Source organism: Alistipes sp. i18-0019-D1 (genome assembly GCF_042852885.1).
Classification (GTDB): Bacteria; Bacteroidota; Bacteroidia; order Bacteroidales; family Rikenellaceae; genus Alistipes.
Genome location: NZ_AP031424.1, coordinates 2,025,338 through 2,044,126, shown reverse-complemented (window position 1 = coordinate 2,044,126; position 18,789 = coordinate 2,025,338). Strand labels below are relative to the sequence as shown.

Annotated in this window: 13 protein-coding genes; 11 read left to right on the top strand and 2 right to left on the bottom strand. The window is 61.4% G+C overall.

The features are described 5' to 3' along the window. Positions 1 to 54: 54 nt before the first annotated feature. The 3 genes from pyrH to frr are packed head-to-tail and all read left to right on the top strand — an operon-like array spanning position 55 to position 1,903. On the top strand, positions 55 to 762 hold the full coding sequence (gene pyrH / locus ACGHP5_RS08415; RefSeq protein WP_290532624.1) for a UMP kinase: 708 nt from the start codon (positions 55 to 57) through the stop codon (positions 760 to 762). 4 nt (positions 763 to 766) lie between these two features. After that, positions 767 to 1,333: a redoxin domain-containing protein gene (locus ACGHP5_RS08410; protein ID WP_390566201.1), complete on the top strand. Its 567-nt coding sequence runs from the start codon at positions 767 to 769 to the stop codon at positions 1,331 to 1,333. A 12-nt stretch (positions 1,334 to 1,345) separates the two neighbouring features. Continuing rightward, a complete protein-coding gene (frr, locus tag ACGHP5_RS08405) occupies positions 1,346 to 1,903 on the top strand; it encodes a ribosome recycling factor (RefSeq protein WP_290532626.1) in 558 nt (185 codons plus the stop codon). A gap of 268 nt (positions 1,904 to 2,171) precedes the next feature. Here frr and pckA read toward each other — a convergent pair whose 3' ends face one another. Continuing rightward, entirely contained in the window at positions 2,172 to 3,779 is a 1,608-nt protein-coding gene (gene pckA, locus ACGHP5_RS08400) for a phosphoenolpyruvate carboxykinase (ATP) (RefSeq protein WP_390566199.1), read from the bottom strand. Between the two features lie 396 nt (positions 3,780 to 4,175). On the opposite strand from pckA, the gene ACGHP5_RS08395 reads away from it, so the two are divergent. The 8 genes from ACGHP5_RS08395 (at position 4,176) to rimI (ending at position 18,451) form a co-directional block, all read left to right on the top strand. Then, positions 4,176 to 5,816, top strand: a complete 1,641-nt coding sequence (locus ACGHP5_RS08395) for a glycoside hydrolase family 32 protein (protein ID WP_337756708.1) — start codon at positions 4,176 to 4,178, stop codon at positions 5,814 to 5,816. Positions 5,817 to 5,935: 119 nt separating this feature from the next. Further along, complete coding sequence (gene hemW / locus ACGHP5_RS08390; protein WP_390566197.1) at positions 5,936 to 7,069, top strand: radical SAM family heme chaperone HemW; 1,134 nt, start codon at positions 5,936 to 5,938, stop codon at positions 7,067 to 7,069. Between the two features lie 134 nt (positions 7,070 to 7,203). Continuing rightward, positions 7,204 to 11,451, top strand: a complete 4,248-nt coding sequence (gene glgP / locus ACGHP5_RS08385; RefSeq protein WP_390566195.1) for an alpha-glucan family phosphorylase — start codon at positions 7,204 to 7,206, stop codon at positions 11,449 to 11,451. 100 nt (positions 11,452 to 11,551) lie between these two features. Then, entirely contained in the window at positions 11,552 to 13,663 is a 2,112-nt protein-coding gene (locus ACGHP5_RS08380; protein WP_390566193.1) for a glycogen debranching enzyme N-terminal domain-containing protein, read from the top strand. Positions 13,664 to 13,834: 171 nt separating this feature from the next. After that, positions 13,835 to 15,154: a glycosyltransferase family 4 protein gene (locus tag ACGHP5_RS08375; RefSeq protein WP_365944350.1), complete on the top strand. Its 1,320-nt coding sequence runs from the start codon at positions 13,835 to 13,837 to the stop codon at positions 15,152 to 15,154. Between the two features lie 8 nt (positions 15,155 to 15,162). Then, positions 15,163 to 16,380: a glycoside hydrolase family 57 protein gene (locus ACGHP5_RS08370; RefSeq protein WP_290532632.1), complete on the top strand. Its 1,218-nt coding sequence runs from the start codon at positions 15,163 to 15,165 to the stop codon at positions 16,378 to 16,380. Positions 16,381 to 16,505: 125 nt separating this feature from the next. Next, positions 16,506 to 17,981, top strand: coding sequence for a RimK family protein (locus ACGHP5_RS08365; RefSeq protein WP_337773473.1), 1,476 nt, complete (start codon positions 16,506 to 16,508; stop codon positions 17,979 to 17,981). Then, positions 17,978 to 18,451 (top strand): ribosomal protein S18-alanine N-acetyltransferase, encoded by a 474-nt coding sequence (gene rimI, locus ACGHP5_RS08360; RefSeq protein ID WP_337773472.1) that lies wholly within the window; start codon positions 17,978 to 17,980, stop codon positions 18,449 to 18,451. The genes ACGHP5_RS08365 and rimI overlap by 4 nt, the downstream gene beginning before the upstream one ends. Here rimI and ACGHP5_RS08355 read toward each other — a convergent pair. Further along, a complete protein-coding gene (locus ACGHP5_RS08355; protein WP_290532673.1) occupies positions 18,423 to 18,770 on the bottom strand; it encodes a helix-turn-helix domain-containing protein in 348 nt (115 codons plus the stop codon). The two genes, rimI and ACGHP5_RS08355, sit on opposite strands and share 29 nt — an antisense overlap. Positions 18,771 to 18,789: the final 19 nt, after the last annotated feature.

The following is an 18,789-nucleotide window of genomic DNA, read 5'->3' as shown; positions in this document are numbered from 1 at the left end:
TGAATTTTTTCGAAAAAATACCTATCTTCGCATTACGATAAAATGCGACCCACGATGAAATACAAGCGAATACTCCTGAAATTGAGCGGCGAATCGCTGCAGGGCGAACAGAAATACGGGCTTTCCCCCGAGATGCTGCAATCCTATGCCGAACAGATCAAGGCGGCCGCGGCGACGGGCGTCCAGATCGGCATCGTCATCGGCGGCGGCAACATTTTCCGCGGCCTCACGGGCGCCAAAAAGGGCTTCGACCGCGTGAAAGGCGACCAGATGGGCATGCTCGCCACGATCATCAACTCGCTGGCGCTCCAGTCGGCGCTCGAAGACAACGGCGTCCGATGCAAGGTGCTCACCTCGATCCGCATGGAACCCATCGGCGAATACTACTCCAAGGCCCGTGCCATCGAGTATCTCGAAGCGGGCTATGTGGTGATCGTCGGAGGCGGCACGTCGAACCCCTACTTCACGACCGACTCGGCGTCGGCGCTGCGCGGCATCGAGATCGAGGCCGACGTGATGCTGAAGGGAACCCGCGTGGACGGCGTCTACACGGCCGATCCCGAGAAGGACCCCGCGGCGACGAAGTTCGACGAAATCACGTTCGAGGAGGTACTCGACCGCCGTCTGAAGGTCATGGACCTCACGGCCTTCACGCTCTGCCGCGAGAACGGACTCCGGATCATCGTCTTCGACATGGACACCGCGGGCAACCTCGGCAAGGTCCTTGCCGGGGAGAAGATCGGAACGCTGGTAAAACTGTAAGACTATGGCAACCAAGAAAAGCAACAAATCGCTGTGGGTGATGCTGGCGCTGATCGTCGTGATCATCGTCGCAATCCTGCTGCTGCCCTCCGGAGAGGCCGAAAAGGAGTCCGAAACGCAAACCGAATCGACGACGCTCGTAAAGGCCGGCGACATGGCCCCGGACTTTACGGTCGAAATGGTCGACGGCAGCTCCGTGACGCTCGACGACCTGAAGGGCAACGTCGTGCTGCTCAACTTCTGGGCCACGTGGTGTCCGCCCTGCCGGCAGGAGCTGACCCGCGTGCAGACGGACATCATCGACCGCTTCGCCGGCAAGCCGTTCGTCTTCCTGCCCGTGTCGCGCGGCGAGAAACGCGAGGCCGTGGAGGCGTTTCGCGAAAAGACGGGTTACACCTTCCCGATGGGGCTCGACCCCGCGCGCACCGTCTACGACCGCTACGCCTCGAACTACATCCCGCGGAATTTCGTGATCGACCGCAAAGGCAAGGTCGTGCTGGCCACAGTGGGCTACGACGAACATGAATTCGAGGAACTGATCCGCACCATTGAAAAAACACTCGGAAATTAAACCCCAACACTTATGGATACCAAGACGATTCTCAACGAAGCTACGGGCCGCATGCAGAAGGCCATCGACCACCTCGAAGAGGAACTTTTGAACGTTCGCGCCGGCAAGGCGTCGCCCAACGCCCTGAACGGCGTGATGGTCGACTATTTCGGCTCGCAGGTTCCCGTTTCGGGCGCGGCCAGCGTCACCGTACCCGATGCCAAGACCATCCTGATCCAGCCGTGGGACAAGAACATGCTGCGCCCGATCGAGAAGGCCATCATCGACTCGAACATCGGCCTGACGCCCTCGAACAACGGCGAGCAGATCCGCCTGACGATTCCGCCCCTTACGGAGGAGCGCCGCAAGGAACTGGTGAAGCAGGTGCGCGCCGAGGCGGAGACCGCCCGCATCAGCCTGCGCAACGCCCGCCGCGACGCGGTGGAGTCCTTCAAGAAGGCCCAGAAGGAGGGCATGCCCGAGGACGAGTCGAAGGACGGCGAAACGCAGTCGCAGAAACTGCTCGAAAAGTTCTCCAAGACGCTGGACGAGGCGCTTTCGAAAAAGGAGAAGGAGATCATGACGGTCTGACCCGCCGGCTCCGCAACGCGAAAAAGCCCGGCTGGAATGAATTCCAGCCGGGCTTTTTTCCATCCGGTTATCCGGTCCCGCCCTTCCATGCCCCCGCATCATCGCGGTAACGTCGGCGGCAACCGGCGCGGACGGACCGTCTCCGTCCGCAAACCCGTCCCGCACACACCCGCCGCCGTCGGCCGGGCCGCGCCTGTTCATAAAAAATCCCGGTCTCCACTGCGGGAAACCGGGATTCATCATTTGCAGCGGCTCAAGCCGCAGGGAATTACTTTACCTTCGGGCCTGCGGTTACGAGCTTCTTACCCTCCTCGTTACCCGTGAATTTCACGAAGTTCTTCACGAAACGGTTGGCCAGATCCTCTGCCTTAACCTCCCAATCCTTGGCGCTCTTGTAGGTGTCGCGCGGATCGAGAATAGCGGGATCTACGCCCGGCAGGGCGGTCGGAACCACGAAATCGAAGATAGGCATGGTCTTGGTCGGAGCCTTGTCGATCGAACCGTCGAGGATCGCGTCGATGATGCCGCGCGTGTCCTTGATCGAGATACGCTTGCCGGTTCCGTTCCAGCCCGTGTTCACGAGATAGGCCTTGGCGCCCGACTTCTGCATCTTCTTCACCAGTTCCTCACCGTACTTGGTGGGGTGCAACGACAGGAAGGCTGCGCCGAAGCAGGCCGAGAAGGTCGGCGTAGGCTCGGTGATGCCGCGCTCCGTACCTGCGAGCTTGGCGGTGAAGCCCGAGAGGAAGTAGTACTTCGTCTGCTCGGGGGTCAGGATCGAAACCGGGGGCAGTACGCCGAATGCGTCGGCCGAGAGGAAGATGACCTTCTTGGCGGCCGGAGCCTTCGATACGGGTTTCACGATGTTCTCGATGTGGAAGATCGGGTACGATACGCGGGTGTTCTCCGTAACCGACTTGTCGGCATAGTCGATCTTGCCCTTCTTGTCCACCGTCACATTCTCCAGCAGCGCGTTGCGGCGGATGGCGTTCCAGATGTCAGGCTCGTTCTCCTGCGAGAGGTTGATCACCTTGGCGTAGCAGCCGCCCTCGAAGTTGAATACGCCGTCGTCGTCCCAGCCGTGCTCGTCGTCGCCGATGAGCTGGCGCTTCGGGTCGGTCGAAAGCGTGGTCTTGCCGGTTCCCGACAGACCGAAGAAGATAGCGGTCTCGCCCTTCTCGTTGGTGTTGGCCGAGCAGTGCATCGAAGCCATGCCCTTCAGCGGAAGCAGGTAGTTCATGTAGGAGAACATACCCTTCTTCATCTCGCCGCCGTACCAGGTGTTGATGATCACCTGCATCTTCTCGGTGAGGTTGAAGACAACGGCGGTCTCCGAGTTCAGACCCAGTTTCTTGTAGTCCTTCACCTTGGCTTTCGAAGCGTTGAGCACTACGAAGTCGGGCTCGCCGTACTTCTCCAGTTCCTCGTCCGTCGGACGGATGAACATGTTCTTCACGAAGTGAGCCTGCCAGGCGACCTCCATGATGAAACGGATCTTCAGACGCGAGTTCTCGTTGGCGCCGCAGAACGTGTCCACAACGTAGAGTTTCTTGCCCGAAAGCTCCTCGACGGCGATTTTCTTCAGTTCTTTCCAAGCCTTCTTCGTAACCGGCTTGTTGTCGTTCTTATATTCGTCGGAGGTCCACCAGATCGTGTCCTTGGTGGTCTCGTCCATTACGAAGAACTTGTCCTTGGGCGAACGGCCGGTGTAAACGCCGGTCATCACGTTCACGGCGCCGGTCTCGGTCAGCTGACCCTTCTCATAACCGCGCAGCCCCTTTTTCGTCTCCTCACGGAACAGCTCGTCGTAGGAGGGATTGTACACGATCTCGGTTACGCCCGTGATCCCGTACTTTTTCAAATCCATTTTGTCCATAATTGTAATTTATTTGATTAAAACTCCTCTTTTCAACCTGACGTTTCGGTCCGCAAGTCCGGACTTCAACGGCACAAAGGTAGAAAAACTTTCAGATTTGTGAAAAAATTAACAGCAGAAATTACAAAAAATATTTATTATTTTTTCCGATAGTGCTATACACTTCATTCATAGCCTCGTACAGCACCGCCGGGAAGCCCTTCGCAAACCCTTGCGGAGATTGTCCGGCAAAGATTTTGCCGCAATTTACCCGCACCGTACGGGACGCCCCGTTTTTCTTCCGCCGATTTTTTATTACCTTTGAGGGAGAGCGGTTTTTCCGCCCGGAAAGAGAACCCCGGAATACGTTCCCCATCAACCCGCAACTGCCGACCCGCCATGAAAACACGGACGAAAATGACTTTGATACTCTGCTCGCTGCTGCCCCTGTGCGCTTCGGGCGTACAGGCCGAGAACATCGCGCTGAAAATCACGAAACGCTACCTCAACTTCCCGGTCTCCCACGGGCAGGAGCGGGGCCGCATGACCTTCGAAACGGAAGGTGAACCGGCCCTTTCGGTGGCGATCCGGCTGGCCCCCGAAGAGGCGGACTACTGGGTGTTCCGGGACGTGTCGGCTCTTGAAGGGAAGACCGTGCGGATCGCCTACGACGGCGACCCGCGGGGACTCGGGAAAATCTATCAGTCGGACCGGATCGCCGGACAGGACAGCCTCTACCGCGAAAAGAACCGCCCGCAGTTCCACTTCACGACCCGCCGGGGCTGGATCAACGACCCGAACGGCCTTGTTTTCCACGACGGCGAATACCACCTCTTCTACCAGCACAACCCCTACGAGCGCGAGTGGCAGAACATGCACTGGGGACATGCCGTCAGCAAGGACCTCGTACATTGGGAGGAACTGCCCGACGCACTCTTTCCCGACGGCCTGGGAACGATGTATTCCGGATCGGCAGTCATCGACTGCGCCAACACCGCGGGGTTCAACCGCGACGGCACGCCCGCCCTGGTCGCCGTCTACACGGCGGCAGGTCCCGAGAGGCAGGTGCAGTGCGTGGCTTACAGCCTCGACAACGGCCGCACGTTCACCAAATACGCCGGCAACCCGGTGATCGACTCCCGGGACAAATGGAACAGCAAGGACACGCGCGATCCCAAAGTGTTCTGGTACGCCCCCGCCGGACATTGGGTGCTGGTGCTCAACGAACGCGACGGACACTCGATCTACACCTCGCCCGACCTGAAACGCTGGACCTACGAGAGCCATGTCACCGGATTCTGGGAATGCCCCGAACTGTTCGAACTTCCGGTCGACGGCGACCCCGGCAACACGAAATGGGTGATGTACGGGGCTTCGGGAACCTACATGCTCGGATCGTTCGACGGCCGGGTGTTCCGTCCCGAGTCGGGCAAACACCGCTACACGTCGGGCAGCATCTACGCGGCCCAGACCTACACGAACATTCCGGCCGCCGACGGACGGCGCATCCAGATCGGCTGGGGCCGCATTTCGCACCCCGGGATGCCTTTCAAGGGCATGATGACGATGCCCACGGAACTGACGCTGCGTACGACCAAGGACGGCGTGCGGCTGGTCAGCACGCCGGTCGCCGAACTCGACCGGCTGTTCCGCCCGCTGGGCGAATGGCGGGAGCTGACGGCGGAAGAGGCCGGCCGCAGGCTGGAGGAGTTCGGAACGGCCGACCGGCTCCGCATCCGGACGACCATCGAACTTTCGCACGCGACGGACGCCTCGCTCACGCTCTCCGGCCAGCCGCTCGTCGCCTACGACATGAACCACAACACCCTCAACGGCCGTTTCTACTCTCCGCAGGACCCGACCAGCATGCGCCTGACGGCCGACATCTACATCGACCGCACCTCGGTCGAAGTATTCATCGACGGCGGACTGTACTCCTACTCCATGGAGCGCCGTCCCGAGGCCGGCAACGACCGGGGATTCCGCTTCCGGGGCAAACGGATCAGGGTCTGCGACCTGGAGGTGTTCTCCGTCGAATCGATCTGGCAGCCGGAATAAACCATCCGCCTTTTTCGTATCTTTGGTGTCGTGACGACACTTTTATGCATCGGAAGGTTTTCCCGCACCGGACGCAATTCAGTTTTGCAACCATCCGCCTTTTTCGTATCTTTGTTAATATGGCCGGACTTTATTTCCACATACCCTTCTGCAAGCGCGTCTGCGCCTACTGCGATTTCTACAAAAGCGTCGACCTGCGCCGCATGGACCCGCTTCTGGAGTCCATGCACCGCGAACTGGACGCCCGGCGGGAATACCTGGGCGGCGAGCCTGTGCGCACCCGCTACTTCGGCGGCGGAACCCCCTCGCTGTGCGCCCCGGAGGCTGTCGCGGGGCTGTTGGACCATGCCGCAATGCTGTTCGATTGCTCTGCAGCGGAGGAGACCACGCTCGAAGCCAACCCCGACGACCTCACGCCCGCCTACCTTGCGGCACTGCGCCGCGCGGGTGTCGACCGCCTGTCGGTCGGCATCCAGTCGTTCGACGACGCATGCCTCAAGCTGATGAACCGCCGCCACAATGCGGCGCAAGCCGTTCAGGCCGTGCGCAGCGCGAAGCGCGAAGGTTACGAAAATATCACCGTCGACCTGATTTTCGGCGTGCCGGGTTTCGGCGGCGACGCGCTGCGCCGCTCGCTCGACGGCGCCCTCGCGCTGGGCGTGCAGCACATTTCGGCATACCATTTGACCGTCGAACCCGGTACGGCCTTCGGACGGCAGGCCGCCCGCGGACAGTTCGCCCCGGTGGACGAAGCGACCAGCGAAGCGGAATACGCCCTCGTGCACGAAACGCTGACCGGGGCAGGGTTCGAACACTACGAGGTTTCGAATTTCGCCCTGCCCGGCTTCCGCGCCCGCCACAACGCAGCCTACTGGCACGGCGTGAAGTACCTCGGCATCGGCCCCGCAGCCCACTCGTTCGACGGCCGGGAACGCCGCTGGAACGTCGGTTCGGTGGCGGAATACATCGGCGGGGCGCCCGCCGAAGCGGAGGTGCTCACCGACCGCGACCGCTTCAACGAATACGTGATGACACGGCTGCGCACGGCCGAAGGCATCGACGTCCGGGAGGCGGAAAGGCTGTTCGGGAAGGAACGCGCGGCACGGATGATGCGCGACGCGGAACCGTGGCTGGCGAGCCGCACGCTCGTCCTCGCAGCGGGCCGGATGGCCGTCCCGCCGGCTCGGATGCTGGTCTCCGACGCGGTGATCGAAACGTTTTTCGAAACGGAACCGGACACCGCAACCAAGTGAAACAGAAATGTTAAGTTATTATTAAATATTTTTAGAAACATCCAATCCCGATTGTTTAATATAAATATAAGTGTTACCTTTGCGGCCGAATTCTTCTTCGGTTCGTCACGAAAATTACAAATTAGCATAAGTATATGAGCAATGCCAAACACTCCCCCGATTTGCTGTTCGAAGTAAGTTGGGAAGTATGCAACAAGGTCGGCGGCATCCACACCGTCATTTCGACCAAAGCGCAGACCGTCACCCGCAAATTCGCAGACCGCTACGTCCTGCTGGGTCCCGACCTCTCGCACGAGGGCGTCAACCCGGAGTTCGAGGAGGACCCCAACCAGCTGAAGGCCTGGCGCCAGAGCCTCTACAACGAAGGCATCCGCGTCCGCGTCGGCCGCTGGAAAATCAAGGGCGAGCCGACGGCGGTGCTGGTCGATTTCTCGTCGCTGATCCCCCGCAAGGACGAAATACTCAAAAGCCTCTGGGAATCGTACCACGTGGACTCGATCTCGGGCCAGTGGGACTACATCGAGCCGGTGCTGTTCGGATGGGCCGCAGGCGTCGTGATCGCCTCCTACGTCGAGACCTTCGGCACGCCGACCGAGAAGGCTGTCGCGCATTTCCACGAGTGGATGACCGCCGCGGGCGGGCTGTACCTGCGCAAACACGCCCCCTACATCGCCACGGTGTTCACCACCCACGCCACGGTCATGGGCCGCTGCATCGCCGGCAACCGCCTGCCGCTCTACAACGACCTCCCGAAATTCAACGCCGACGAGCTGGCGCGCCAGTTCAACGTCACGGCCAAACACTCGATCGAGAAGATGGCCGCCGCCTACCACGACGCATTCCTGACGGTGAGCGACATCACGGCCAACGAATGCAAATACCTGCTGGGGCGCGAACCGGACGGCGTGACGCCCAACGGCTTCGAGAACGACTTCGTATGGGCCGGCGAGGAGTACTACGCCAAACGCGACGAAGCCCGCCGGGCGATGATCGCGGTGGCCGAGGCCTGCCTGGGCGAAAAATTCACGGGCGACCCGCTGATCGTCGGAACCAGCGGCCGCTACGAATTCCGCAACAAGGGTATCGACGTCTTCATCGAGTCGCTCAAGCAGCTCGCCGCCTCGGACCGTCTCCGGCGCGAGGTGCTGGCCTACATCACCGTGCCGGCCGGCAACCGCGGCCCGCGCCTCGATTTGCAGGCTCATCTGGCCGACCCGTCGAAGCCCATCGACGCAGGCCAGTACAGACATTCGACCCACTACCTTGAAAACGCGACGTGGGACCCCATCGTGAACGCGCTGAAGAACAGCAACCTCACCGATCCCGGATCGAAGGTGAAGGTGATCTTCGTGCCCACATACCTCAACAAGGCCGACGGCATCTTCCACAAGGATTACTACGAACTGCTCGTGGGCATGGACATCACGGTTTTCCCCTCCTACTACGAGCCATGGGGCTACACCCCGCTGGAGTCGGTGGCCTTCTCCATCCCGACGGTCACCACGACGCTGGCCGGGTTCGGCATCTGGGTCGACAAGCAGCGCGAGCACGCCGGCGTGGAGGTCATCCGCCGCGACGACTACAACGACAAGGAGGTCGAGGCGAAGATCGCCGATACGCTGCTGCGCTTCAGCCTGCTGGACGAAAAACACGTCAACGAACAGCACACCTCGGCCTATGAAATCTCGCTGACGGCGCTCTGGGAGCACCTCTTCGCGGCCTACGAACAGGCCTACTCCGAGGCGGTCGAGAGTTCGATCGTCCGCACCAACCGCGCCGTGCTCGACGGCGGCACGAAAACCGAGCAGATCAACTTCGTGCGCCAGCAGCTTTTCGTCGAGAAACCCGTCTGGAACCGCATGATGGTCGACAAGACGCTGCCCAAGCGGCTGCACGCCCTCGAAGAGCTTTCGCGCAACCTCTGGTGGTGCTGGAACCCCGGCGCCCGCGACCTGTTCGAAGGCATCGACCCCGCGCTGTGGGCCGAATCGGACCGCAACCCGATCGCCTTCCTCGACAAGATGAGCGTCGAGCGGATGAAGGAACTGGAGAAAGACACGAACTTCCTGGCGCAGCTCGACGCCGTGCACACGCAGTTCCGCGACTACATGAACGAGAAGCCCGACCCGAAGGCGACGACGGTTTCGTACTTCTCGATGGAATACGGCCTGCACTCGTCGCTGAAGATCTACTCGGGCGGCCTGGGCATCCTGGCCGGCGACTACCTGAAGGAGGCTTCGGACAAGAACGTTCCGATGGCCGCCGTGGGCCTTCTCTACCGCTACGGCTACTTCACCCAACGCCTTTCGGCGCAGGGTGCGCAGGAGGCCACCTATGAGGCGCAGAATTTCTACAAACTGCCGATCTCGCCCGTGCGCGACGAGGCCGGAGGCTGGGTGACGGTCACCATCGCCTTCCCGGGCCGCACGCTCTCGGCGCGCGTCTGGAAGTGCCAGGTGGGCCGCACGGACCTCTACCTGCTCGACGCCGACATCGAGGACAACCTCGAAGAGGACCGCCAGATCACCCACTACCTCTACGGAGGCGATTGGGAGAACCGCCTCAAGCAGGAGATCCTGCTGGGCATCGGCGGCATCCGCGCGCTGCGTCAGCTGGGCATCAAGCACGACGTGTTCCACTGCAACGAGGGCCACGCCGCATTCATCGGCGTCGAGCGCATCCGCGACCTGGTGAACCACCGCAAGCTCTCGTTCTCCGAGGCGCTGGAGGTGGTGCGCTCGTCGTCGCTCTTCACAACGCACACCCCCGTGCCCGCAGGCCACGACGCATTCCCCGAGTCGATGATCCGCCAGTACATGTCGCACTATCCCGACGTGCTGGGCATCACCTGGGAGCAGTATATCAACCTGGGCAAGACCAATCCCAACGACCCCAACGAGAAGTTCTCGATGTCGGTGCTGGCCTGCAACCTCTCGCAGGAGGTCAACGGCGTTTCGTGGCTCCACGGCGAGGTCTCGAAGGAGATCCTGGGCAACATGTGGCCGGGCTACTTCAAGAACGAGCTGCACATCGGCTACGTCACCAACGGCGTGCACTTCCCGACGTGGATCGCCTCGTCGCTGCGCCGCCTCTACGCCCGTTACTTCGGCGACGGATTCGAAGGCCACGTCTATGACATCCCGGCCTGGCAGAAGGTCCACGACATCCCCGACGCGGAGCTGTGGGAGGAGCGCATGAAGCTCAAGAACAAGCTCATCAAGCATATCCGCCGGCGTTACAGCGACCCCCGGCAGGTGCGCCTCGACTCGCCGCGCCAGATGCTTCAGGTCATCGAGGGCATCAAGCCCGACGTGCTGACCATCGGTTTCGCACGCCGCTTCGCCACCTACAAACGCGCCTACCTGCTGTTCACGAACCTCGACCGTCTGGCGGCGATCGTCAACAACAAGGAGCGTCCCGTGCAGTTCATCTTCGCGGGCAAGGCGCACCCCAACGACAAGCCGGGACAGGACCTGATCCGGCGCATCGTCGAGGTGGCCGCCATGCCGCAGTTCGTGGGCAAGATCCTCTTCCTGCAAAACTACGACATGGAACTCGCCCGCCGCATGGTGCAGGGTGTCGACGTATGGCTGAACACGCCCACGCGGCCGCTCGAAGCCTCGGGCACCTCGGGCGAGAAGTGCGTGATGAACGGCGTGCTGCAATTCTCCGTGCTCGACGGCTGGTGGGTCGAGGGCTACAAGGAGGGCGCCGGATGGATGCTTCCGATGGAGCGCACCTTCGCCGACCAGCACTACCAGGACGAACTCGACGCCGAGATGATCTACAACACCATCGAGGAGCAGATCGCCCCGAAATACTACGCCCGCGACACGGACGGCATCCCGCACGAGTGGGTTTCGTCGGTGAAGAAGTGCGTGGCCGACATCGCCTCGAACTTCACGACCAACCGCATGCTGACCGACTACGAGAACCGGTTCTACGACAAGCTCGCCGCGCGCAAACGCGAGATGAGCGCCGAGGCCTACCGCATGGCCCGCGAGATCGCGGCCTGGAAGCGCAAGGTCTCCGCCGCATGGGACCAGGTGCGCATCGTCGACGTGCAGCGCGTGAAGATCGACAAGGAGGCCGTCTGCGTCGGCGAGAAGTACCAGTTCGCCGTGACGCTCGACATCGCCAACCTCCGGCCCGAGGACATCGGCGTGGAGATGGTCGTCGCGCGGCAGATCGTCGGCGGACAGTCCGTCAACGTCACCCGCACGATCCAGCTGGAACGCACGAAGGCCGACGGAAGCCGGGTCACCTACTCGCTCGACTACACGCCCGACGAAGCCGGCACTTTCGACGTGGCGCTGCGCATCTACCCCTCGAACCCGCTCCTGCCCCACCGCATGGACTTCGCGCTGGTGAAGTGGGCCTAATGCCAATAGAAGGTATTAAATTTGAATAATTAACAATAACAAGTTGTAACTGTTCGAAAATTTCAATATCTTTAAAGGACGAACCGTATTTTTTAGCGATATGTCAGCACTTACTTTCGACAAAAGCGAATTGGGCAATCTGGAGTACTCGCTCCAGCGCGAAATGCTCGCAACGGACCGTATCGGCGGCTATATGAGCACGACCATCGTCTGCTGCAACACCCGCCGTTACCACGGCCTGATGGTGGCCCCGATCGACGACAGCGACCGGACCTACGTCCTGTTGTCGGCGCTCGACGAAACGATCATCCAGCACGACCAGACGTTCAACCTGGCGCTGCACCGTTTCCAGGGGACCTACGAGCCGCGCGGCCACAAGTACATCACCGATTTCGAGTACACTCCGACCCCCACGATCACCTATCGCGTAGGCGGCGTGATCCTCAAGAAGGAGATGCTCTGGATTCACAAGCGCACGCAACTGATGATCCGCTACACGCTCGTCGACGCCCATTCGGAAACGCGCCTCCGGCTGCGCCCGTTCCTCGCCTTCCGCGACAAGCATGCGCTGACGCATGCCAACATGGAGGCCGACGGGCACTCCTATCCGGCCGTCAACGGCGTGAAATGCCGCCTCTACGGTTCGTTTCCGTGGCTGTATCTCCAGACCAGCAAACCCGGCGCGGAGTTCGTGCCCGCGCCCGACTGGTACTACAATTTCGAATACCGGCAGGACATCGCCCGCGGCTACGACGGCTACGAGGACCTGATGACCACGGGCTATTTCGAAACCGAGCTGAAGAAGGGCGAGAGCATCATCTTCTCGGCGTCGCTCGACGAAATGGGCTCGACGAAAACCATCGAGGAGGTCTTCGGCGGCTCCATCGCGCGCCGCACGCACAAGATCGACTTCATCAGCTGCCTCGAACACTCGGCGCGGCAGTTCGTGATCCGCCGCCCGGGCAACCGGACGGAGGTGGTCTCGGGCTATCCGTGGCACGGGGTTTCGGGCCGCCAGACCTTCGTCTCGCTGCCGGGCATCACCCTGTGGCAGAACCACAAGGAGGACTGCATCGACGCCCTCGACACGCAGGTGCGCGGCATGCAGGACGGCATGTTCGCCGGGAACGCTTCGGCGGCAGCGGCCGCGGACGCCCCGCTGTGGTTCTTCTGGACCCTCCAGCGGCTCGAAGCGCAGATCGGCGCGAAGAAGATCTGGAAACGCTACGGCGAAGCCATGAAGCAGGTGCTCGAATCGTATAAACGGGGCGTCGCGGGCCGTGTCGTGCTCAACGACAACGGACTGGTGTGGGCCTCGTCGGACGAGGTTCCCCTCACGTGGATGAACTCCGTGATCGACGGCCGCTCCGTCACCCCGCGCAACGGCTACCAGGTCGAGGTCAACGCCCTGTGGTACAACGCCGTCCGCTACACCCTCCGGCTGGCCGGCGAGGCAGGCGACACAAAGTTCGTGAAGGCGTGGGAGAAACTGCCCGAACGCACCGCGGCGGCGTTCAACGAGCTGTTCCGCCTGCCCGAAGGCTACCTGGCCGACTATGTGGGCTGCGACGGCACCGGTACGGACATCCGCCCGAACATGATCGTCGCCTGCGGACTGCCCTACAAGATGCTCGACGAGCAGACCCAGCTGGAGGTGATCCGCACGGTACGGCAGCACCTCCTCACGCCGAAGGGACTGCGCACGCTCTCGCCCCGCAATCCGCTTTACAAGGGTTCGCAGGAGGGCACTCCCGCCGAACGCGACTTCGCGGGCAAGAACGGCTCGGTATGGCCGTGGCTGCTGTCGTTCTACGTCAGCGCCTGCTTCGACATCGACGGCGACGCCTTCCTGCCGCAGGCCGAGGAGATTCTCGCCGGATTCGAGGAGGACATCCAGACCTACGGCATCGGTTCGATCGGCGAGCTGTTCGACGCCGATCCCCCGTTCGCACCGCGCGGCGCCATCTCGCAGGCGTGGAGCGTCGCGGCCGTGCTGGACATTTACGGCATGATCCTCGCGCGCAAACCGGAAGAAAAGCCCGGAAAGTCGGAAAAGATCGCGAAAAAAGCGAATCCGAAGACTGCGAAGGCCGCAGAAAACGTTGGTAAGAAAGGGGTTGCCGCGAAGGCCGGGAAACCCGCAGCAAAAGCTGCGAAGAAACCGGCCGCAAAAAAGACAACGGAGAAGAAAACGACGAAAAAAACGAAATAACGAATACGGCCCGGGCGCACAATGTGAAAGAGAGTTGTGCCGGATGGCGAGACCCCTCCCCAGGGGAGGGGTTCAAAGCGGGATCTGACTTACGGACACGGCCGAGCGCCGTGAAGGGATGCGGAGAGAAAGCGCACAGGCGGCAAAAATGAAATTACAAAAAGATAAGGTATGAGAGTTTTAATGTTCGGATGGGAGTTTCCGCCCCACATTGCAGGCGGGCTTGGAACGGCCTGCTACGGAATGACCCGCGGACTGGCGCGCAACGGTGTAGACGTCACCTTCATCGTTCCGCATGCCTACGGCGACGAGGACCAGCGTTTCACGCACGTCGTGAACGCCAGCGACGTGGAGGCCATGTACGGTTCGACGGGCAGCGGCGCGGACGACATTCTGGAGAAGATGTCGTTCATCCACATCGACTCGAACATGGTCCCCTATATCTCCCCCGAGGAGTACGAATCCTACCACGAGCAGTATGTCAAGTCGGGCCGGAAGACCTGGTCGACGACCGACGCCTGGAAACAGCGCTACACCTTCTCGGGCAAGTACGGCGCCAACCTCATGGAGGAGGTGGCGCGCTACGCCGTGGTCGCCGCGCAGGTGGCCAAGGACCTCGAAGGGCAGTTCGACGTGATCCACGCCCACGACTGGCTGACCTATTACGCCGGCATTGCGGCCAAGCGCGTGTCGGGCAAGCCGCTGGTGGTGCACATGCACGCCACGGAGTACGACCGCTCGGGCGAGAACGTCAACACGCAGGTCTACGCCATCGAGCGGGCCGGCATGCACGCCGCCGACCGGGTGATCGCCGTTTCGAACCTCACGCGCAACATCGTCATCAACCGCTACGGCGTTCCGGCCGAGCGGGTCGTCACGGTGCACAATGCCGTGCGCTTCGCCCAGAACTGCGGCACAACACCCGAGCGGGGCGTCGACGACAAGATCGTGACCTTCCTGGGGCGCATTACCTACCAGAAAGGCCCCGACTACTTCGTCGAGGCGGCCGCCAAGGTCCTCAAGCGGGTTCCCGGCGTGCGGTTCGTGATGGCCGGTTCGGGCGACATGATGAACCACGTCATCCGCCGCGTGGCGCGGCTCGGCATCGCCGACCGGTTCCACTTCACGGGATTCCTCCGCGGGGAGGACGTGCACAAGATGTTCCAGCTGTCGGACGTCTACGTGATGCCCTCCGTCTCGGAGCCTTTCGGCATCTCGCCGCTGGAGGCGATGCGCTCGAACGTCCCGGTGATCATCTCCAAGCAGAGCGGCGTGGCCGAAGTGCTGGACTACGCCGTAAAGGTCGACTACTGGGACGTGGACGCCCTGGCCGACGCCATCTACGGACTGATCAAGTATCCCGCCCTGTCGGACATGTTCGCCTCGAAGGGCCTCGAAGAGGTGACCAACCTCAAGTGGAACGACGCCGCGGCGAAGATCAAATCGGTGTACGAAACCGTGATCGAAGAGAATAAAAAACAATTAAAATAGCATCCCGCATGAAAACCGTCTGTCTTTATTTTCAGGTGCATCAGCCCTGGCGTCTGAAGAAATACCGCTTCTTCAACATGGGCAAGGACCACAACTACCTGGACGACCTCATGAACCGTTCGATCATGCAGAAGGTCGCCCGCCAGTGCTACCTGCCGATGAACGCCCTGCTGCTCAAACTCATCAAGGAGAACAAGGGCAAGTTCCGCTGTTCGTTCTCGATCACGGGCATCGCCATCGAACAGTTCCGCGCCTTCGCCCCCGAAGTGCTCGACTCGTTCAAGGAGCTGGCCGCGACGGGCTGCGTGGAGTTCCTCGCCGAGACCTACTCCCACTCGCTGGCCTCGCTGGCCTCGAAGGAGGATTTCACGGAGCAGGTCAAGCTGCACGCCAACCTCATCAGGAAGGAGTTCGGGGTGAAACCCACGGCCTTCCGCAACACGGAGCTGATCTATTCGGACGAGATCGGCGCGATGGTCGCCGGCATGGGCTTCCGCACGATGCTGGCCGAAGGCGCCAAGCACGTGCTGGGCTGGAAATCGCCCAACTACGTCTACGCCAACGCCATCGACCAGAAGTTGCGCCTGCTGCTGCGCAACTACAAGCTCTCGGACGACATCGCCTTCCGTTTCTCGAACAAGAGCTGGGACGAATGGCCCCTGACGGCCGACAAGTACGTGCAGTGGCTCGCCTCGGACGAGACGCCGGGCGAGGTCGTCAACCTGTTCATGGACTACGAGACCTTCGGCGAGCACCAGACCGCCGACACGGGCATCTTCGAATTCATGCGCGCACTGCCCAAAGCGATTCTCGCCAAGAAAAACGGCCTGGAGTTCGCCACGGTGACCGAAGCGGCGAAGAAATACCAGCCGGTTTCGGTGCTCCACTGCCCGCACGTGATGTCGTGGGCCGACGAGGAGCGCGACGTGACGGCATGGCTGGGCAACGAACTGCAGAACGAAGCCTTCTCGAAACTCTACGCCCAGAAGGAGAAGGTCTCTGCACTGAAGAACCCCGACTTCGACTATGTATGGAGTTTCATGCAGACCTCCGACCATTTCTACTACATGGCCACCAAGTGGCTGTCGGACGGCGACGTGCACTCCTACTTCAACCCCTACGATTCGGCTTACGACGCCTTCATCAACTACATGAACGTCCTCTCGGACTTCATCATCGAGCTGGACAAGGCGGTGGCTGCCAAGGCGGCGAAAAAACGGGCCTGACGGCCTCCGGGCAACCGGAAAACGGGCTTCTGCGGAAGCCCGTTTTTTTATTTTGCAAAACGGCCCGCAGGGTGTACAGCGTATGCTTTATTTGCTTACATTTGGCGCATTGAAAATACTTCTGTATGAATAGCGTCTTCATCCTGCTGAACAGCCTCAACGACTGGAAGCCCTACTGCGAAACGGATTCGCTCGTAACCGTCACCGACTACCTCGAACACCGTTACGGGGAACGGACGCCCAAACTGGTCATCAATTTGAGCGACGAATACGGCTACAACTCCGAGGGTTATTACTGCTCGCTGCTGGCCCAGGCCCGGGGACACCGGGTGCTGCCGGGCGTCGAGACCCTCAACAAGCTCGAATCGGGTGCGGGAATCCGCATGAACAGCAACCTGCAGCAGCTGTGCCACCAATGGATCGAGCGCAACCGTATCACCGACGAAATCTGGCAGCTGAACATCTATTTCGGGACCTGCCGCGAGAAGGGGCTGGAGAAGATCGCACGCTTCATTTTCGACCACTACCCGTGCCCGATCCTGCGCGTGACGATGAACAACCACGCCCGCAACCAGATCGAGTCGGTGCAGGCCCTTTCCCTGCGCCAGCTCTCGGAGAGCGAACAGGACGACTTCGCCAACGCACTGGACAGCTTCAACAAGAAGGTATGGCGCTCGCCGCGCTCGGCCAAACCCGCACGCTACAACCTCGCCATTCTCTACGACCCGGACGAAAAATTTCCGCCCAGCGACAAGGACGCCCTCGGCAAATTCCTCGAGGTGGCCCGGAAAATGAACATCCACGCGGAGCTGATCACCGAAGAGGAGGCCACGCGGCTGATGGAGTTCGACGCGCTGTTCATCCGCACGACCACATCGCTCAACCACTACACCTTCCGCCTCGCGCAGCGGGCCGCGATGAACGACATCGCCGTGATCGACGATCCCGAGTCGATCATCCGCTGCACGAACAAGGTCTACCTGTGCGAACTTTTCGAAAAGGCCCGCATCCCGGCCCCGGCCTCGCAGCTGCTGTTCCGCAGCAACGAATATACCTTCGGGGAGATCAGCGAACGCCTCGGCGCGCCCTTCATCCTCAAGATTCCCGACGGATCGTTCTCGGTCGGCATGCACAAGGTCGGCAACGAGGAGGAGCTGCGCGCGGCCCTCGGCGAGATGTTCGGGCATTCGGCCGTGCTGCTGGCCCAGGAGTTCATCCCCACGGAGTTTGACTGGCGGATCGGCCTCCTGGACGGCGAACCGCTCTTCGCCTGCAAGTATTTCATGGCCAAGGGCCACTGGCAGATCTACAACCACGCCCACGACGACACGGGCCGCAACCTGTGCGGCGCGTGGGAAACCGTGCCCATCTACAAGGCGCCGCAGAAAGTGCTCGACACGGCCGTAAAGGCCGCGGCGCTGATCGGCAAGGGATTGTACGGCGTGGACCTGAAACTCATCAACGGCAGAGCCGTGGTGATCGAGATCAACGACAACCCGTCGATCGACCACGAGGTCGAGGACGCCGTGCTGGGCGACGAGCTTTACTACCGCATCCTCAACCATTTCGTCCACTGCCTCAACCGCCTCCACGCGCAATGAACCCCGCAGTCGGAATACGTCCCGCGACGGCCGGGGACCTCGACGCCGTGGAGTGCGTCGAGCGGCGCTGTTTCCCGGAAGGGGAGGCTTTCACGCGGCGGCAGCTGCTCTACCTGCTGACGCATGCGCAGGGAGCGTCCTACGCCGCCACCCGCGACGGTGCGGTCGTCGGCTACATTTCATTGCTGATGCGGCGCACGGCGCAAAACCTCCGCATCTACTCCGTGGCGGTGGACCCCGCGGCGCGCGGCTGCGGAGTCGGACAGGCATTGCTGGACGCCGCTATCGTGCTGGCCCGGCGGCTCGGGCTGCGTGAAGTGACGCTCGAAGTGCGCACCGATAACGATTCCGCCATAAGGCTTTACGCCCGCAACGGCTTCCGGGACGAACGGCTGCTGCGCGGCTACTACCCCGACGGCACGGATGCCCGGCGGATGTCGTTCAGGATCTCCGGCGGCCGTCCAGAATAGCCTCCTTGTTCGCCTCGGCCCACTCCACCAGTCCGAAAATATGCGGCAGAAGGCTCCCGCCCCGCTCCGTAAGGCTGTATTCCACCCGCGGCGGAACCTCGGCATAGACTTCGCGGCGGATCATCCCGTCGGTTTCGAGCATCCGCAGCGTGACGGTCAGCATGCGGTGCGAAATGTCGCCCAGCGTGCGGTGAATCTCGCTGAAACGCATCACGCCGTTGGCGTCCAACGTCAGCAGCACCAGCATCGACCACTTGTCCCCCAGGCGGCACAGCACGTCCCGGACCGGGCAGGAACCCGTGGGCGCAAAATTCTGCAAACTTTTTTCCGTTTCCATC

Coding starts and splice junctions, on each gene's coding strand:
- pyrH (WP_290532624.1), top strand. CDS start 55: ATGAAATACAAGCGAATACTCCTGAAATTGAGCGGCGAATCGCTGCAG.
- ACGHP5_RS08410 (WP_390566201.1), top strand. CDS start 767: ATGGCAACCAAGAAAAGCAACAAATCGCTGTGGGTGATGCTGGCGCTG.
- frr (WP_290532626.1), top strand. CDS start 1,346: ATGGATACCAAGACGATTCTCAACGAAGCTACGGGCCGCATGCAGAAG.
- pckA (WP_390566199.1), bottom strand. CDS start 3,779: ATGGACAAAATGGATTTGAAAAAGTACGGGATCACGGGCGTAACCGAG.
- ACGHP5_RS08395 (WP_337756708.1), top strand. CDS start 4,176: ATGACTTTGATACTCTGCTCGCTGCTGCCCCTGTGCGCTTCGGGCGTA.
- hemW (WP_390566197.1), top strand. CDS start 5,936: ATGGCCGGACTTTATTTCCACATACCCTTCTGCAAGCGCGTCTGCGCC.
- glgP (WP_390566195.1), top strand. CDS start 7,204: ATGAGCAATGCCAAACACTCCCCCGATTTGCTGTTCGAAGTAAGTTGG.
- ACGHP5_RS08380 (WP_390566193.1), top strand. CDS start 11,552: ATGTCAGCACTTACTTTCGACAAAAGCGAATTGGGCAATCTGGAGTAC.
- ACGHP5_RS08375 (WP_365944350.1), top strand. CDS start 13,835: ATGAGAGTTTTAATGTTCGGATGGGAGTTTCCGCCCCACATTGCAGGC.
- ACGHP5_RS08370 (WP_290532632.1), top strand. CDS start 15,163: ATGAAAACCGTCTGTCTTTATTTTCAGGTGCATCAGCCCTGGCGTCTG.
- ACGHP5_RS08365 (WP_337773473.1), top strand. CDS start 16,506: ATGAATAGCGTCTTCATCCTGCTGAACAGCCTCAACGACTGGAAGCCC.
- rimI (WP_337773472.1), top strand. CDS start 17,978: ATGAACCCCGCAGTCGGAATACGTCCCGCGACGGCCGGGGACCTCGAC.